Below are 17,497 nucleotides of genomic sequence, written 5' to 3'. Positions count from 1 at the left end.
AAATAGTCATATTAAAAAGACGCTGTATCTCCGTTTATTCAGTAGATTTATTATACCGAAATCTGAAACCCCCAATTTTAAAAACATACTATGGAAAAACCTCTATTCTCTTTATTATTTATTGGGCTTTTTGTTTGTAGTAACGTACGGGCACAAACGAATCCGGCGGCACAAACCTTGCCTTATTCACAACACTTCGATGCTTTACCTGCAACAGCAGTTACCTATCCGGAAGGATGGCAGGGATGGCTGCTGAGCGGAGCGCCTTCCGGCAACTTCAATACAGCAGCGCCTTCTGCAGACAAGCCACTGACAGCCAATGGCAGTGCCTCTTCCACTGCAAATGGCGTGTATAATTACAATGGGAAACCGGGCTTTCTGAACAGTGGCAGCGCAGACAATGCACTGGTACTTTCTGTAAACACCAGCGGTCAACAGAATATACAATTCAGCTATGATGCCATGACCATCAGGAATCCTTACGATGGAACTTCCAATACAAGAATCAATGAAGTTGTACTACAATATCGTGTAGGCAATACCGGTAGTTTTACCAGTATCGTTGAAACAGCTTATCAGAATGATACGATCCAGCAAACCGGCACAGGCGTTACGATTCCGCAACATCCTGTAAATACTGCTATTATATTGCCTCCCGCCTGTAACAATCAGCCAGTGGTACAATTACGGTGGGTAAACCGGCAGATCAGCGGAGGCGGCTCCCGGCCAGGGTTTGCGATCGACAATATCACCGCAGCCGGCAGCGGCCGGGATACCACTCCACCTTTAGTGCAACTCCTGACACCGGCCAACGCATCAACAGCCATATCGCCTGTCACATCTCCCGAAATTATTTTCTCAGAAAATATACAGGCAGGCAACGGGTATATCAGGCTGCACAACAGCAGTACCGGTGTTACAGACAGCTTTTCCGTGACAGGAAACCAAGTCCGTATCAGTAATAATACGCTGACGCTACAGCTGGTCCTGCAACCTCACCGTCAATACTATATCACGCTGGACAGCGGCGCCGTCAGGGACCTGTCAGATAATGTATTTGCAGGTATTGCCGATAGTACACAATGGCATTTCGCTACGGGTAACCAGGAATTGAACTATAACTTCAACGACTGCACGCCGGTAGGCAGTAATCAGCTAAGCGGCGGTTTTACACAATATAGCGTGAGCGGCGCCCAACTTTGGGGCTGTACCAACTTCGGCCAGCAAAACACGAATGGCGTGCAGATCAACGGCTATTCCGGTGGCCCGGTGGAGAATGAAGACTGGCTGATTTCGCCGGTATTCGACCTGACAGGTTTGCAATTTCCAGTGTTGCAATTCAGCAGCCGGACTGCCTTTGCCGGTCCTTCACTCAGTTTGCGTGTTTCTACCAATTACAGCGGTACCGGCGATCCCCGCAATGCCACGTGGACAGCGCTGAATGGACGTTTTCCCGCAACCGGCAGCGATGCCTGGAATCTCTCTTCCAATATCAACCTGGCGGCATGGAAACAGGCCAACGTATATATTGCCTTTGTGTATACTTCGGGGCCTGATGTACAGGCTTCCCGCTGGACCATTGATGATTTCAGGCTCACGGATACCACAGCCGCACCCGCCCCCAGCCTGAGCAGCGATCCTGCCGCATTGGATTTTGACTATGTTAAAGCAGGACAAACATCCACCGCACAAAGTGTGCATTTCTGGGCCAATGATTTTACGGGAGATCTGAAAATCAGTGCCCCCGCAGGTTTCAAGGTATCACAAGACAACAGCAACTATAGCAGTAGTATCACTTTTTCAACCACTGCATTAAGTAGCGGACCATTGGACGTGTATGTAAAATTTGTGCCGGCTGCAGCCGATCAGTCTTACAGCGGCAACCTGACCTTCAGTGCCAGCGGCTTCAGTGGCCGTAGCATCGCACTCAGTGGCACTTCTCTCCGGTCCTTAAAAGTGGTGAACTGGAATATAGAATGGTTCGGCAGCCCGGTGCAGAACCCGGCGAACGACAGTTTGCAGCAGGCGAATGTAACGACCATACTCAAAAAACTGGATGCAGACATTTTTGCATTGGCCGAAGTAGTGGATACTGCCCGTTTCCGGGCTGTGGTGAACCAGCTACCGGGTTATAGCTATGTGCTCTCAGACTTTGGCTCCTACGCAGATAGCGTAACCGACGTAGATTATGTGTCGGCACAGAAACTGGCATTTGTCTATAAAACAGCCGTCATCAGGCAGATCCGGTCTTACGGTATATTAAGACAGGGAGGTAGCAGCACAGCTTATTATAACTGGTCATCCGGCCGTTTCCCTTATGGAATGGAGGCAACCGCGAAGCTGGGCAATGATTCCGCGCGTATCCAGTTTGTGTTGCTGCACGCCAAAGCCAATACCGGTACGAAGCCGGAAAAAATTGCTTCCTGGAACCGGCGCAAAGATGGATTGAAAGAGCTGAAAGATACGCTGGACAAGCAGTATCCGTACAGTAATATTATTATGTTGGGAGATTTTAATGACGATCTGTCCAAAACCATTACCACGGAACTGTTGCCGGATACCACGACTTCTTATATCGACTTCATGAATGACAGCGTACATTACCGGCCGTTAACGCTGCCATTGAGTCTATCAGGCCAGCGTTCCACGATCAGCTATCCATCTGTGATCGATAATGTGATTGGTTCAGATGAGATCGGGGTGGCCTATTTACCGGCATCTGCGCGGATACAGACACAGGTGGAAAAGCTGGTAAACAGTTATGGCAGCACTACCACAGATCACTACCCGGTATTAAGCCGGTATAACCTGCACATTCTGGCGAATCCGCTGCCGCTGGAAAGCTTTGATGCAAGACCGGATGGCAGCAAGGTACAGGTAAGCTGGCATATGCCTTATGAGATTAACAGCCGGAGCTTTGTGGTGGAGCGTTCCAGGAACTTCCAGTCTTACGAACCGGTAGACACCTTGTCTGCCCGGGGCAGTGCTGTGTTGCCGGCGGATTACCTCTCTTACGATGAAAAACCGTGGCTGGGATTTTCGGCCTACCGGCTGAAAATAATGGGGCTAGATGGCAGTGTGAGGTACAGCCCGGTTAAGATGGTATTTGTGACGGATAAAGATCTTTGGTTAAAGCTTTTATGGTGTATATTTGGCCGTCAGTTGCAGTATTGGCTGGACTGGCCACGGAGTGGGGACGCGAATGTGGAGTTGATGGATGTGCAGGGGCGTATACGCTACCAGGGCAGAACTACTTTACAGAAAGGCCGGAATTACCGAACAATAGATATTGATCAGTTACCGTCGGGTATATATTTCCTGAGGGTACAGTCGGGTAGTCAGGTGCAGGTGAGTAAGATTCTCGTTAACCACTGATCTTTTTTGATAAAACCATGCAAACGAGACGCCGCCCCTGACCCGGGGCGGCTTTTTTAGGCCTTACCAGGAAGTGTTGGCAACAATTATAGATGTGGTAATCAGATGGTTATACATTAATTCCTTTAAAACGCAAGATATTTCAGGAAATCCGCCCATACAGTGTGGAAATCAGGAATAGTTCTGTATCTTTGCGGTCCTAATTTTTTTTATTAAACCATTTAAAACAGGGAATTATGAACTACGAATTGATGGTGATCTTTACCCCTGTGCTTTCTGAGGACGACTACAAAGCCGCCCAAAAGAAATTCGCTGATATCATTAAAGATAACGGCGGAGAAATCACGCACGAAAATCCCTGGGGATTAAGATCACTGGCGTATCCTATCCGGAAGAAAACTACAGGAATGTATGTTGTTCTGGAGTACAATGCGCCATCCGACCTCAATGAGAAGCTGAAAATCCAGCTGAATCGCGATGAAAATGTATTACGTCACATGATTACTGCGCTGGATAAGCACGCTGTTACTTACAACGGTCGCAAAAGACATGGCGTAAATGCTGAATCTAAAACCACTGAAGCTTAAAACTATGGCAGTTAAACCGAAACAAGAAATCAAGTACTTAACGGCCGTAAAAACCGAGAAACGTCAGAAGAAATACTGCCGTTTCAAGAAGTTGGGCATCAAGTACGTAGATTACAAAGACGCGGAGTTTTTGAAGAAATTTTTGAACGATCAGGGCAAAATGTTGCCACGTCGTATTACGGGTAACTCCCTGAAATTTCAGCGTAAAGTAGCCCAGGCTATTAAGAAAGCTCGTCAAATGGCTTTATTGCCTTATGTTACTGACCTTTTAAAGTAAGAAGTTATGCAAATTATCTTAATACAAGACGTAGATAACCTGGGTCAGAAGAATGAACTGGTTAGCGTAAAAAATGGTTACGCCAGGAATTTTCTGATTCCTCAGAAATTTGCGGTGGAAGCAAGCCCTTCTAACATGAAGCAACTGCAGGAACGCCTGAAGGTGCAGAAAGTGAAAGAAGAGAAACTGCTGGCTGAAATTGCGAAGGTAGTAGAAGTGTTGAAAGCTTCTCCTGTTAAAATTGGCGCTAAAACCGGTACTTCCGGTAAGATCTTCGGTAGCGTAACTGGTGTTCAGATTGCACGTGCAATTAAAGAACAGAAAGGTTATGAAATTGACCGTCGCCGCATCCACATCCTGGATGATGTAAAAGAACTTGGTACATACAAAGCTCGCCTCGATTTCGGTAAAGGCAACGAAACCGAACTGGAATTCGAAGTAGTAGCAGAGTAATATTCCAACTTGTTGGAAAGAAGAAAGTCCCGGGCTGAATCAGCCCGGGATTTTTTTTGTATCAGTATGATTGTATTTGTGTTTCATTAACGAATGGCAGCGGGGATGTGGGTAGATTTGGTTATATTTGTAATGTAACTGCAATGAAACAAGAAAAAAACATATCAACACCGAATCCGAAAGTCATCACCATCCTGAAAAAGATGATTGAGGATAAGAAATTGATTCATGATTACATTACGAATGGTCGTGATTTATCTGAATTAAAATCTAAAGGTATTAAGTTTGTTCAGCCCATATAAACTCTCCCAACTAAAAACCGGGTTATATCAATTTACAACTGACCAACAGGTTGTTTATAATGTATACTTTGAAGATAGCTTATCTTATTTTCAGGATTTCCCGGAATTTTCAAGTGATGTAATGACATTTGGATTCGACAGAATTATTACCCCCGCTCATAAGTGTGGTACTGATCTAAAGATCCGGTTGACTATTACTCATCACGTTATCAATTTCTTCACTGAAAACCAGAACAAGGTGCTGTTTTTCGTTTGTGATAGCGCAGATAGCAGAGGGAAAGCAAGAATGAAAATCTTTGAACACTGGTGCCTGCAGTATAAAAACAGCTTCCTCGAAAAATATAACGAATCCATTATCACGGAAGATGTTGAAATACATTGTTCTCTCATTCTCCATATTGAAAACGCCCTAAAGGATCACATCATTTCCTGCTTTCGGAGCCTTAGCAAATCCACCACCGAAAAACTCAGATCTTATTAGTATTTTCATACCATATTCCGCCATGAGTATGAAAAATGTTATCTACTGTCTGATTATCGTTATCGCTGTTTCCGCCTGCAACACCAGGCATAAACCCACCGCTTCCCGCCTCTCCGCCATTGCGCTGAGCGGTGAAAAGATCCCGCAGTATACCTTCCGGTATGATCCTCAGGGTAATCTCATCGAACTGGTGCATCACAAACAATCCAACGATACCAATATCAGCACCTTCACTTACGACAGCTCCCACCGTATTACCGGTATGGTATACGCCAATCAGCAATACAACGCCACTTCCGTGCAGGAAGAGGCCAGGGTGACCGCCTGGGACGATGAAGGCAACATCACCACCATCGAGTACTTTGATGACAAAAAACGCCTGCTACGCACCGCCAGCGTACGTTGGAAGGACGGCCTTCCCTCCGCGATGAAATTCTCTGACTCCACACAGGCCATCAGCTGGAATTATGACGGAGATTATCCCATCAGAAAAGACATTTGCAAAGACAGCTTCCCCGGGAAAAAAGAGGATTCAATGATCACCCTGAGGACCATCCGGTACGAATATGGTGATTCTCTGAATCCATTACTACCCATGGTTAACCAACTGCTGCTGAGCCATGCCATAGCCCCGGTGATTTATCTGGCGCCCAGCGGCGATCTATCCACAGCTTTCTTACATCTGAGTCCCAACAATCCTTTTCTTATCAAGATGACAGAAAAAGAGAAAGCAATTTGTCAGCAACGCGTACAGCACTTTGAACGGTCTACCACCCTTCAATATGCCTATTCCTTTAAAAGCGGACAACTCTACCCATCCGGCGCCAGCATTCATCTGCACAGCGAAGGGTTCACTAAACTCGGGTACGACACGCAATTTCAACTTGAATATCAATACGAATAGCCTGGAATTCGTGTTTTTTCATTAACTTTTAGGAGATGAAAGTCACAGACCGACTAAAGGCTATTCCGGTTACACTGGTGCTGATAGGCATAAACGTGCTGGCATTCGGTTATACCGCAGCTACAGGTATGGATATCTGGTGGGCAGATGGTAATCATCTGCTACATGCAGGCGCCAACTATTGGTCACTTACCATCACACACCAGGAATACTGGCGCCTGTTGACCAGTATGTTTCTCCATGCAGGTCTCGGGCACCTTTTCACCAATATGCTGGGATTACTGATTGGTGGTATGTTCCTGGAACCGGTATTGCGTAGCTTCCGGTACGCTTTTGCTTATATCACCACCGGATTAATATCCGATTACGCAAGCATCTGGTATCATAAAAGCGCAGTAGGCGTAGGGGCTTCAGGAGCTATCTTTGGTATTTTCGGTGTATTCCTGGCACTGCTCACCACCCAATTATTCCCGGTGGAAATACGAAAGGCTTTTCTTGCTTATATCGGTTTATTCATCGCATTAAATGTAATAGCTGCCGCTGTTTCACAGGGAGTTGACAACGCGGCACACCTGGCCGGCTTTTTAAGTGGTGTCCTCATCGGATACCTGTTCTATTTTACGCTGACTAAAGCAGATGGAGAAAGACTCTCCTGCTGATCTACTTCCAAAGTTCTAAATACTTACATTTGTACACTTAAATGCGACAAAAAGATGATGAATAAGTTATGGTTCCTGCTGTGTGCATGCACAATCATGGTATTGAGCTGCAAAAATAAAACAGCAGATAAAACCCATACGGCTGCCAACGATTCCACGCCACCTGCCATTAATAACACACCAGATGACACTGTTCAGCTTGGCAATAAAACCTTTTTAGTTTACTTTATTCAAAAAGCAGACTTTGATAAATTCCCGCTCCCTGTTGCCGACTCCAATGAAACAGGTGTACTCGCAAAAGATACATCCGTAAAAAGAGATGGCAGCAAACTGACTATCCAGCTCTCCAACGGGAAACAACGGGTAATGGCCAATAACAACAGCGATGGCGAAGACTACATCGGATATACCTTTGCCGGTAACTATCCCACCATTAAAAGAAAAGGCTTTTTCGTTACCTATTATGAAGGCAGCGCTTTTGAACTGGTGAATACCGTTAATGGCGATTCAATGATGACCTGGTCTGCTCCCTCCGTTTCTCCGGATAAAAAATATGTGATCACTGCCTCCATGGACCTGGTGGCCGCTTTCGACCCTAATGGTTTTCAACTGTTTAGCATAGAAGGCAACGATATCAAAGCAGTAGGTGAAGCAAGTCTCGACGACTGGGGACCAGGCCTGGTACAATGGATCAATAACAAAACACTGCTGTCTGAATATATTACCATTGATGAGGAAGGAAACACACAAATACGCTATGTAAAAATGGTGATGCAATAACAGTATTTAGTATATTTAAGAGAGCAATCACCCACATCAAATCCACGCTACTCATGAAAAAACTGTTCACTTCAGGATTATTGATAGCACTTACCTGTTGCTATACCATGATCATTGCGCATCCCCGCGTCAATAGTATGTTCCAGGCGCCTACCATGAATGTAGATGGTACTGCCAGCTCTATTGTCAGCAAACTGGATAAATCATTGATACTGACAGATACGCAGAAGCCGAAGTTATTAGGTATTGTGACGGGTTATTTAAAACAAAAAATTGCCATTCAGCCATTACAGCAAAGTAACCTGAAAGCATATACGACGAAGATGAACAGTATGCAGAACGGTTTACAGGCAAAATTGAAACCATTGCTCACCCTTACACAATACACCGAATACCTTGGGCTCAAGCCGAAGTCGTTCGATGAAACAAATGTCCTCTCTCATTTATATTACTGAGTATACACAGAAAAGCCATTGCAGCATCGCTACAATGGCTTTTCTCTTTTGAGCGCTCCTACACAATAATCTGCCGGTCGCGTGCTATAACACGCCAGTTGGCAGATACCGCATTCTCAGCAGCCACATATACTTTTTCATATAAAGCTATAGTCGGGCAAATATGTTTAGGTACTCCGTAAAACACCGTCCCCACAGGATATAACGACGAATCCTTCACTTTCAGCACCAGGTGTTCTTCACTTTGTGATATCAGTTCCGCTGCCGGCGCATTCAGAAATTGAACGCGCGGTTGTGGATTCTCCGCCGCTACTGATTTATGCCCCAGATCCAGGCAGATATGTTGCGCATCAATGATAGAAATCACACGGCTGATCACCAATGCCGCCCATTGAAAAGGCTGTTCCGGCAGGTTGTCGGCATAGCCGAAATCCCAGAATACAAAGGTGCCCGGACTACAGGAAATATCTTTTCTTGTTGCGTGTATCGGAAAGGTTGGTGTACCACCAGCCACAATGACCGGTGCCGGAAGCCCCATGGCGGCAATGTCTGCAGCCAGAGCTTCTACTGGTGCATAAGCGGCATCACAACGCTCTTTACGTATAGCCATCTCCGTATCATGCAGGTGCCCGTCGTAAGCATGCAACCCAACCGGCTGAACACCTTCTAACGTATCCAGGTAACGGTATAGCTCCAATGCCGCAGGACCCGGTTTTATACCTGTCCGGTTCATGCCTACATTCAGGTCTACATACACGGGTAAACGCCTTCCCTGCGCAGCAAAAATTTCGCTGATCGCAAAGGCCGCCTCCGGATGATCCACTACACATGAAAAACTGGTCTGTGGATATTTCTGTACCAGTGCCAGCAGTCTCACTACTTTTGGTCCCACCGGCTGATAAGCCATCAGCGCATCTTTGGCGCCTACCATTCCCAGCATCTCCCCTTCCGCAACAGTAGCAAATTTAAACTGCTGAATACCCGCCTCCTGAATCATTTGCACCACTTCGGCAATCTTACTCGTCTTAACATGCGGACGTAACCTTTGCACGTCATCGATCATCGTTTTCAACAGAGAAATATTCTCCTTTACCCGGTCTTTATATACAACAATCGCCGGAGAATCTATCTGGCCGGCATTTGTAAGCTCATACCATTCCATGCGGAAATAATTTTAATTTCTTTACGTATATGCTTCTGCGTTATATAAACAAACTTAGCAGCAAACATCCGATCAAACCGGTTATCGATACAATGGTTTCCATCACCGACCAGGTTTTAATCGTGTCTTTCACAGACAAGTTAAAGTATTCCTTGAACATCCAGAAACCGGCATCATTTACATGTGAAAACATCAGGCTACCCGCACCGGTTGCCAGCACCATCAGGTTGGCGTCCACACCAGATGCAGCAATCATAGGCGCCACAATACCAGCGGTAGTTAAACCCGCTACGGTAGCTGATCCTATACATACCCGGATAATCGCCGCAATGCCCCAGGCCAGTAACAACGGATGCAGGTGCATATCCTGTAAAGTAGTAGCAATATAACTGCTTACCTTACTATCGTGCAGTAGCTGCGTGAGTGCCCCCGAGCCGCCTATTACCAGGATGATGACTGCCACATCGCGTACCGCATCATCCATTACACCCATTACTTTCTTTGCCGGCATTCCCCTTCGCAATCCCAATAAATACATCCCGTTCAGTACTGCCAGCAACATCACTATTAACGGCTCTCCCAGCCAGTTTGCCACATGATATAATGGTGTATCTTCTTTCACTGCAATCTTCACCAATGCCGTCACTGCCAGTAAAAATACTGGCAACAACGCAGCGAACAAGCTTACAAACATACCCGGTAACTGCTCGTCCGGAATCGGCGCCGACACAAACATCTTTCCGGGAGGATTGGTATAATGTTTCAGAAAACGCGAAAACACCGGTCCAGCGAGGATAATAGCCGGAATAGCCACCAGAATGCCATACAGTAAAGTAAGTCCCATATTAGCGTGAAACTGCTGTATCAGTGCAGTAGGAGAAGGATGCGGCGGTAAGTAACCATGCGTTACCGACAAAGAGGCCAACATCGGGATACCCAGGTATACCACCGGCAGTTTTGTGCGTGCCGCCACGGTAAAAATCAAAGGCACCATCAGCACAAATCCGATATTGTAAAACAATGGAATGCCAACAATAAAGCCCGTCAGCATCAACGACCATTGCACATATTTAGGTCCGAAAAGATTCATAAGACCACCGGCAATCTTCTGCCCGGCACCACTTTCGGCCACCAGCTTTCCCAGCATACTGCCAAAAACAATCACCACAATCAGGGAACCCAGTGTTTTGCCAATACCCGTTTGAATAGACTGGGTAATGTCCGTTACATTCATATGCAACGCCAGCCCCATCAGCAGGGACACTATCAGGAAGGAAAGAAAAGTATTTAAACGTAACCAGGTGACCAGGATCACCAGTAGAAGAATGGCCGCAATAACGATTAATAAAGGCATATCGCTTATTGTTTTACATGAACATGGAAAACAACAAGATAATAAAATATTACTCGTATCTCAAGGCAATGATGGGATCTAATTTAGAAGCCTTATAGGCCGGATAAATACCGGAAACCAATCCCACGGCAGCACAGATCGTAACCCCGATAATAATCCAGAGCCAGGGCACCAGGAAGGCAGATGACAGCAATACGGAAACAATATTTCCAAGCAGCATTCCCATGATTACCCCAATGATCCCTCCCATTACACTGATAATGATGGATTCATATAAAAACTGGGTGCGGATCACATGACTGGTAGCGCCCAATGCTTTGGTAACGCCTATTTCGCGGGTACGTTCTGCTACAGACACCAACATGATGTTCATCAGCCCGATCGCCGAACCAAAAAGGGTGATAAAGGCAATCGCAATAGCAAAGAGATTTACTTTTCCAAGACTGGCAAAAAGCATCTCTGCTATACTATCACTCTTACTTATTTCAAAGTTATCTTCTTCATTAATGTTCAATCCCCGGATAATACGGAATAGCCCGATGGCCTCTCCCTGTGCAGCATCCATCTGTTTGATATCTTTCACGGCCACAGCGATCTGGTAACTGGCATTTGGGCGGTTAAATACCCTCCTGGTATTATTTACGGTGGTAATGACCACGTTATCGGCACTCATCATTTTGCTGCTCCCTTTGGAAGCCAGCACGCCTACTACGCGGTAACGGATGTCGCCTACACGGATGGTGTTATTCACCACATTTTTTAACTGCTTTCCAAATAGCTTCTCCGCCACATCTACGCCCAGAATGGCCACATTACGGCCCGACTGCACATCCAGCTGGTTAAAGTCCCTCCCCTGCGAAATTTCGTAATTGGAAATCGCCAGGTAGTTTTCATCTCCTCCTATCACCTGCACATTGGGATTTGTTTTCTTGTCATCCTTATACACAGTAGCAATACCGGTGGCCTGGAAAGATACACTCACCTGCGCCGGAAAATGATACCTGTCGCGGAATGCAACCGCCTCCTGGTAGCGGATAATTTTATTACTATTGGATTTCTTAACCTTCTTAATATTCTTGTTGCCTTTGGAAGCTTTATTACCATTATCGTCGCCGATATGCACCTGCATACCACGGTTGCGGATAGAAAAGCTGTTAGCACCCATACTCGCAAAGCTGCTGTAGATACTGCTCTTCATGCTGTCTATCGCTGTAAGAATACCTACCAGTACCGTAATACCAAGCGCGATAATAGACACAGTCAGGCCTGTGCGCAATTTATTGCTGGTTACAGAACGATATGCCAGTGAAAAAATATCTCTTGATTGCATAATAAAGGGTTACCTATAAAGTTAACGTAATATAGCTATTTTAACCATTCAATTTGGGATGAACGGCGGCTAACAACGATTCCCGTAAAAGAGAAGACCGAAGCGGATCATTGAAATCGCTTCGGTCTTCTGCTTTATTTTAAGAACTGGAGATAATTACATCCAGCATAATAACAGGTTCGGGAATAATCCTAAAGCCAGTACCAGCAATACGGCCAGGATCAAAGCAGCTTTAAAGCCACCGGATACAGGTTCTACTTCCGGTTCGCCCTGTTTGAAATACATGGCGATGATCACACGGAAATAATAGTATACGCTGATCGCTGCACACAACACCGCTATAATTACCAACCACAGGATATGTCCGTGCTGGATAGCTGCAGACAGTACAAAGTATTTTGCGAAGAAACCGGCTGTTACCGGAATACCTGCCAGTGAAAACAGGAACACGGCCACTGCGGCAGCCAGCAAAGGTTCTTTCTTTGCCAGTCCGTTGAAGCCTTCAAAGGTGTAATCTTTCAGCTTCATCAGTACGGCAAACACACCGATCGTAGCAATGCTATAAGCTGCTGAATACAGGATAATACCCTGCGCACCCATGTTGTTCATGGCTACTACTGCAAACAGCATAAAGCCCGCCTGTGCAATACTGGAGTATGCCAGCATACGTTTTACGCTCTGCTGGAATACAGCGCTGAAGTTACCAAGTATGAGCGTTACTGCTGTAATAATAGAAAGGATCAGTGTCCAGTGTTCGCTGATATTGCCACCGGCGAAGCTGGTATGGAACATCCGCAGGAAAGCGATGAATCCACCTGCTTTTACTACGGTCGACATAAACGAAGTGAACACGGTAGGGGAACCATCGTATACATCGGGTGTCCAGAAATGAAATGGTACCGCAGATACTTTAAAGGACAGGGCGAATACCATCAGGATGATACCGCACAACGCCAATGGATGCACGCTTTCTGCTCCCAGGCCCAGGCCGGAAATTTCGAAAGTACCGGCAGCACCGTAGATCAGGGTAATACCCATCAGCAGGATACCGGTAGAGAAAGAGCCCATCAGGAAATACTTCAGGGAAGCTTCATTGCTCTTCAGGCTTTTCTTATCCGCTCCCGCCAGGATATACTGGGGAATAGACATGATTTCAATGGCCAGGAACAACATCAGCAGGTTGCTGAAAGAAGCCGCCAGCATAATACCCGACAGGATAAAGAATACCAGGGCGAAATAATCAGCCACATGTTCCCCTACCTTTTCAAACTCACTGCCAGATAACAGGAAATATAACAAGGCGGCGCCCAATGCTACTGCGTTGAACAACACCCCAAATTTGGTCACTTCAATCATGCCATACATGATATATCCGCCGTGTTCCACAGCAGGATACTGCGCCAGGTTAGCAATAAATGCTATGAGGATGGCCGCGATGGCATAAAATTTAATATGCTGCTTATTGCGTACAAATAAACCAACAAACATCAGTACAACGCCCGATAAAGCAGTAGAAATTAGTGCATTCATATTTTTGCGTTACAAAACCCCGTTACAAATTTTCCATTCCGATTGTCCATATTCAGGAAGATCAGAATAATTTACTTACCACTTCAGATGTGCCGCTCACCAGATCCAGCATAGGTTTGGGATAAACGCCCAATACCAGTACCATGATCACTACCAGGCTCAATGCCAGTGTTTCACCCGGCTGCAGATCTGTTGTAGTTTCGGTTAATTCATTTCCCTGACCGAAAATCACCTTCTGTATCATACCCAGGGTATATACTGCAGAAAGGATAATACCCAATCCGGCAAATGCCATAAACCAGTGATTATATTGGAACAATCCGCTGAACATCAGGAACTCACCAATGAAACCATTGGTCAGAGGTAAACCGATGTTCGCCAGACTGATAATAACGAGGAAGATAGCCATACGCGGCGCTTTCTGTGCCATACCACCCATCTGATCCAGGTTCTTTACACCCAGGCGGTTCTGGATAACTTCTACGATGATCCACAAACCAATGATGTTGATACCGTGGTTAAACATCTGTACCAATACCCCCTGGAGACTCTGTTCGTTGTTGGCAAATATCGCTGCACACATCAAACCGATGTGGGCAATAGAAGAATAAGCTATCAAACGTTTCAGATCATTCTGCACCATGGCGATGCAGGAAGCATAAACAATACCTATAATGCACAATACAATAGCTACATCAGACCACATGGCCGCACCCTGTGGAATTACCGGCAGTAACCAGCGGATCACACCGAATAAACCCATTTTCACCATCACCCCGGAAAGGATCATGGTAACAGGCGTAGGCGACTGCTCATAAGTGTCAGGCTGCCAGGTGTGAAACGGAAATACCGGCATCTTGATAGCAAATGCTACAAAGAACAGCCAGAACAACCATTTCTGATCTTCCGGGTTCAGGTTTGCACCTGTAAAGGAAGCGAAACTGAAGGAATGATCCGGCGTCTGGAAGTAGATATAAATGATACCTACCAGCATCAGCAGCGAACCCAGGAATGTGTACACAAAGAATTTAAAGGTAACAGCGATACGTTTTTCACCACCCCAGAAAGAGCAGAGGAAGTAAACAGGTATCAGGGCCAGTTCCCAGAATATGTAAAACTGCAGGGCGTCAAAAGCGGTGAATACACCGGTTAAGCCAGCCTGCGATAACAACATCAAACCATAAAAAGCATTCGCTTTCTCGTAGTTGCGGTTATAAATTGTTATGAAAACAAGCAGAGAAGCTATTGCTGTTAATAAGCAAAGCATCACCCCCATTCCATCTAATCCAACACGGAATTGACTTCCCAGCTGTGGAATCCAGTTGGCAACAAAGTTCAGACTGTCAGGCGTAGTGCGAAAGGTACACCACGTTCCTATTGCGATCACCACTGTTGCCAGCGATGAAATCATGCCCAGTACCTTTGGCCCGGACCCCTTCAGACCAAATGCAATAAGGCCCGCTATGAAAGGAATCAATATTAATAAAACTGTCAACATAATTTATCTGCGCTTGTAACTTCTGCTATTGGTTTATAATAAGAATCCGATCACAAATAATACGATCATACCGATGACCATGGCAAAGATGTAAAAACCTACCTGTCCGTTCTGTACCAGGCGGATACGTTGTCCTCCCAGTTGTACACCACGGCCTACACCGTTCACCAGTTTGTCGATACCTGCCTTTTCCACGGTATCGCGGAAGAAACGGGATAATTCGTACAATGGTTTCACGATAATAGTATCATACAGTTCATCTATATACCATTTGTTTTCGAGTACTTTTCCAAAACCGGTGCTTTCAGTACCTGCATCTTCATAGTTCGCAAATTTCTGACGTGCCAGCAGGATAAATACGATAACCAGTACACTGCTCACACCCATCAGCAACCACTCAGTACCATGCGACAGGTGATGTTCTACCGCGAAAGGAGCAGAGGGTGCAAAAACCGGCGCCAGGTAATCTGCCAGCAGGTTCTTCGTTCCAAATACTTCCGGTAAACCGATATAACCACCAAATACAGACAATACAGCCAGGATCACCAATGGAATAGTGATGGCAGAAGGACTTTCATGCAGGTGATGTTCCTGTTCGTGTGTACCACGGAACTTACCGGAGAAAGTGATGTAGTATAAGCGGAACATGTAGAACGCCGTCATGAGTGCACCTGCCAGCCCCAGTACATACAACACAGGGTTGTTAGCAAAGGCATTTGCCAGGATCTCATCTTTAGAAAAGAAACCAGAGAAACCAGGAATACCCGCAATCGCCAGACAGCCTACCAGGAAAGTCCACGCCGTAGTAGGCATGAATTTTTTCAGGCCACCCATTTTCCGGATATCCTGCTCACCACCCATTGCGTGGATTACAGAACCGGAACCCAGGAACAACAGGGCTTTGAAGAAAGCGTGCGTCATTACGTGAAACACAGCCGCTCCGTAAGCGCCTACACCCAGGGCGAGGAACATATAACCTAACTGGCTCACAGTAGAATAAGCCAGTACCTTTTTAATATCATTCTGTTTTAAAGCAATAGAGGCGGCAAACAGCGCAGTAGCCAGACCAATGATCGCAATCACGGTTTGGATATGCGGCGCCAGTGTATAGATCACGTTACTGCGTGCAATCATGTAAATACCGGCAGTTACCATCGTAGCCGCGTGGATCAGGGCTGATACCGGGGTAGGACCCGCCATCGCATCCGGTAACCAGGTGTATAAAGGAATCTGTGCAGATTTACCCATCGCACCTACAAACATCAGCATCGCAATCGCAGTGATGATGCCGTTGTTCATGCCCAGTGGCGCTGCTTTCGCAAATACTTCAGGGAAAGTAACCGTGCCAAACTGCATGATCATGAAGAAGATCGCAATCAGGAAACCGAGGTCACCGATACGGTTCATCACAAATGCTTTCTTGGCAGCGTTGTTATAGCTGGTATTTTTAAACCAGAAACCGATGAGGAGATAAGAACAGAGTCCAACACCTTCCCAACCGATAAACATCATTACGTAGTTAGCGCCCAGCACCAGGATCAGCATGGAAAAGATGAACAGGTTGAGGTAAGCGAAATATCTCGCGAAGCTCTCATCACTTTCATCATGCATGTAAGAAGTAGAGTAGATATGGATCAGGGTACCTACGCCGGTGATCACCAGCAGGAATAAGGCACTTAACTGATCTACCTGGAAGGCGAAAGGAATCTGCAGGGAACCAACAGATATAAAATCAAACAGGTGTACCGTCTGTGCGGAAAATCCCGGAGCTTTTACTTCCAGGAATATTAATAAGCTAATCACAAAGGACGCCAGTACTGCGCCGCTTCCAACAAATCCTACCAGGGACTTGGATAAAAATCTGCGTCCCAATCCATTCACCAGGAAACCCAATAATGGTAAAAATGGTACCAGCCAAACTAGATTAATCATTTATCAATTCTATTTACGACGTCGAAAAAGTTAATAATTAAGAAAGCAGAATTATTAATTTTTCAGCCTGTTAAGAATGTTAATATCTACTGAGTGTGTGTTTCTGTAGACCATAGTAATTATAGCCAGTCCTACCGCTACTTCCGCAGCCGCTACCACCATAATAAAGAATACAAAGAGTTGAGCCGATCCGGCATCTACTCTTCCTGCATCAGCCCACATTTTGGAAAATGATACCATCAACAGGTTTACCGCATTCAGCATCAGCTCTATGCACATAAAAATAATGATCGCATTTCTGCGCATCAGTACACCCATCACACCTATGCAAAACAAGGCGATACTCAGGAATATGTAATATTGAACAGGCATAAAATAAATTACGAATTAGGAATTACGAATTACGGATCAGAGATTT

Annotated in this window: 17 protein-coding genes; 10 read left to right on the top strand and 7 right to left on the bottom strand. The window is 45.7% G+C overall.

Going from position 1 to position 17,497, the window contains the following annotated elements:
• The first annotated feature begins 90 nt into the window (after positions 1-90).
• The 10 genes from BMW79_RS08035 to BMW79_RS07995 all read left to right on the top strand — a co-directional run bounded on the left by BMW79_RS08035 (position 91) and on the right by BMW79_RS07995 (position 8,273).
• On the top strand, positions 91-3,375 hold the full coding sequence (locus BMW79_RS08035) for a T9SS-dependent choice-of-anchor J family protein (protein ID WP_089892920.1): 3,285 nt from the start codon (positions 91-93) through the stop codon (positions 3,373-3,375).
• A 236-nt stretch (positions 3,376-3,611) separates the two neighbouring features.
• A complete protein-coding gene (rpsF, locus tag BMW79_RS08030) occupies positions 3,612-3,962 on the top strand; it encodes a 30S ribosomal protein S6 (protein ID WP_227024404.1) in 351 nt (116 codons plus the stop codon).
• Between the two features lie 4 nt (positions 3,963-3,966).
• Positions 3,967-4,239 carry a 30S ribosomal protein S18 gene (gene rpsR / locus BMW79_RS08025; protein WP_079470050.1) on the top strand — a complete coding sequence of 91 codons (273 nt, stop codon included), beginning with the start codon at positions 3,967-3,969 and terminating at the stop codon, positions 4,237-4,239.
• Positions 4,240-4,245: 6 nt separating this feature from the next.
• Entirely contained in the window at positions 4,246-4,692 is a 447-nt protein-coding gene (gene rplI / locus BMW79_RS08020; protein WP_079469410.1) for a 50S ribosomal protein L9, read from the top strand.
• A gap of 143 nt (positions 4,693-4,835) precedes the next feature.
• Complete coding sequence (locus tag BMW79_RS33850; RefSeq protein WP_177192078.1) at positions 4,836-4,994, top strand: hypothetical protein; 159 nt, start codon at positions 4,836-4,838, stop codon at positions 4,992-4,994.
• A 121-nt stretch (positions 4,995-5,115) separates the two neighbouring features.
• Positions 5,116-5,475, top strand: a complete 360-nt coding sequence (locus tag BMW79_RS34380) for a DUF6169 family protein (RefSeq protein ID WP_407641626.1) — start codon at positions 5,116-5,118, stop codon at positions 5,473-5,475.
• 22 nt (positions 5,476-5,497) lie between these two features.
• Positions 5,498-6,379 carry an RHS repeat domain-containing protein gene (locus BMW79_RS08010; protein WP_089892914.1) on the top strand — a complete coding sequence of 294 codons (882 nt, stop codon included), beginning with the start codon at positions 5,498-5,500 and terminating at the stop codon, positions 6,377-6,379.
• A 35-nt stretch (positions 6,380-6,414) separates the two neighbouring features.
• Positions 6,415-7,038, top strand: coding sequence for a rhomboid family intramembrane serine protease (locus tag BMW79_RS08005; protein ID WP_089892911.1), 624 nt, complete (start codon positions 6,415-6,417; stop codon positions 7,036-7,038).
• 54 nt (positions 7,039-7,092) lie between these two features.
• Positions 7,093-7,818: a hypothetical protein gene (locus tag BMW79_RS08000; protein ID WP_089892908.1), complete on the top strand. Its 726-nt coding sequence runs from the start codon at positions 7,093-7,095 to the stop codon at positions 7,816-7,818.
• Positions 7,819-7,871: 53 nt separating this feature from the next.
• Positions 7,872-8,273, top strand: a complete 402-nt coding sequence (locus BMW79_RS07995) for a hypothetical protein (protein ID WP_089892905.1) — start codon at positions 7,872-7,874, stop codon at positions 8,271-8,273.
• A 58-nt stretch (positions 8,274-8,331) separates the two neighbouring features.
• On the opposite strand, the gene BMW79_RS07990 is transcribed toward BMW79_RS07995, so the two are convergent.
• The 7 genes from BMW79_RS07990 to nuoK form a co-directional block, all read right to left on the bottom strand.
• Positions 8,332-9,435 (bottom strand): D-TA family PLP-dependent enzyme, encoded by a 1,104-nt coding sequence (locus tag BMW79_RS07990; RefSeq protein WP_089892903.1) that lies wholly within the window; start codon positions 9,433-9,435, stop codon positions 8,332-8,334.
• A 40-nt stretch (positions 9,436-9,475) separates the two neighbouring features.
• Complete coding sequence (locus tag BMW79_RS07985) at positions 9,476-10,789, bottom strand: gluconate:H+ symporter (RefSeq protein WP_089892900.1); 1,314 nt, start codon at positions 10,787-10,789, stop codon at positions 9,476-9,478.
• Between the two features lie 49 nt (positions 10,790-10,838).
• Positions 10,839-12,119 (bottom strand): ABC transporter permease, encoded by a 1,281-nt coding sequence (locus BMW79_RS07980; RefSeq protein WP_089892898.1) that lies wholly within the window; start codon positions 12,117-12,119, stop codon positions 10,839-10,841.
• A gap of 156 nt (positions 12,120-12,275) precedes the next feature.
• Positions 12,276-13,649, bottom strand: a complete 1,374-nt coding sequence (locus BMW79_RS07975) for an NADH-quinone oxidoreductase subunit N (RefSeq protein ID WP_089892896.1) — start codon at positions 13,647-13,649, stop codon at positions 12,276-12,278.
• A 61-nt stretch (positions 13,650-13,710) separates the two neighbouring features.
• Complete coding sequence (locus BMW79_RS07970) at positions 13,711-15,147, bottom strand: complex I subunit 4 family protein (RefSeq protein ID WP_089892893.1); 1,437 nt, start codon at positions 15,145-15,147, stop codon at positions 13,711-13,713.
• Positions 15,148-15,180: 33 nt separating this feature from the next.
• A complete protein-coding gene (gene nuoL / locus BMW79_RS07965) occupies positions 15,181-17,079 on the bottom strand; it encodes an NADH-quinone oxidoreductase subunit L (protein WP_089892890.1) in 1,899 nt (632 codons plus the stop codon).
• A gap of 54 nt (positions 17,080-17,133) precedes the next feature.
• Positions 17,134-17,451, bottom strand: a complete 318-nt coding sequence (nuoK, locus tag BMW79_RS07960; protein ID WP_079469422.1) for an NADH-quinone oxidoreductase subunit NuoK — start codon at positions 17,449-17,451, stop codon at positions 17,134-17,136.
• Positions 17,452-17,497 lie beyond the last annotated feature (46 nt).

The sequence above is a fragment of the Chitinophaga arvensicola genome (assembly GCF_900110835.1).
GTDB classification, from domain to species: domain Bacteria; phylum Bacteroidota; class Bacteroidia; order Chitinophagales; family Chitinophagaceae; genus Chitinophaga; species Chitinophaga arvensicola.
Note: the sequence above shows the minus strand (reverse complement) of the source record. Positions and strands in the feature narration are given on the sequence as shown.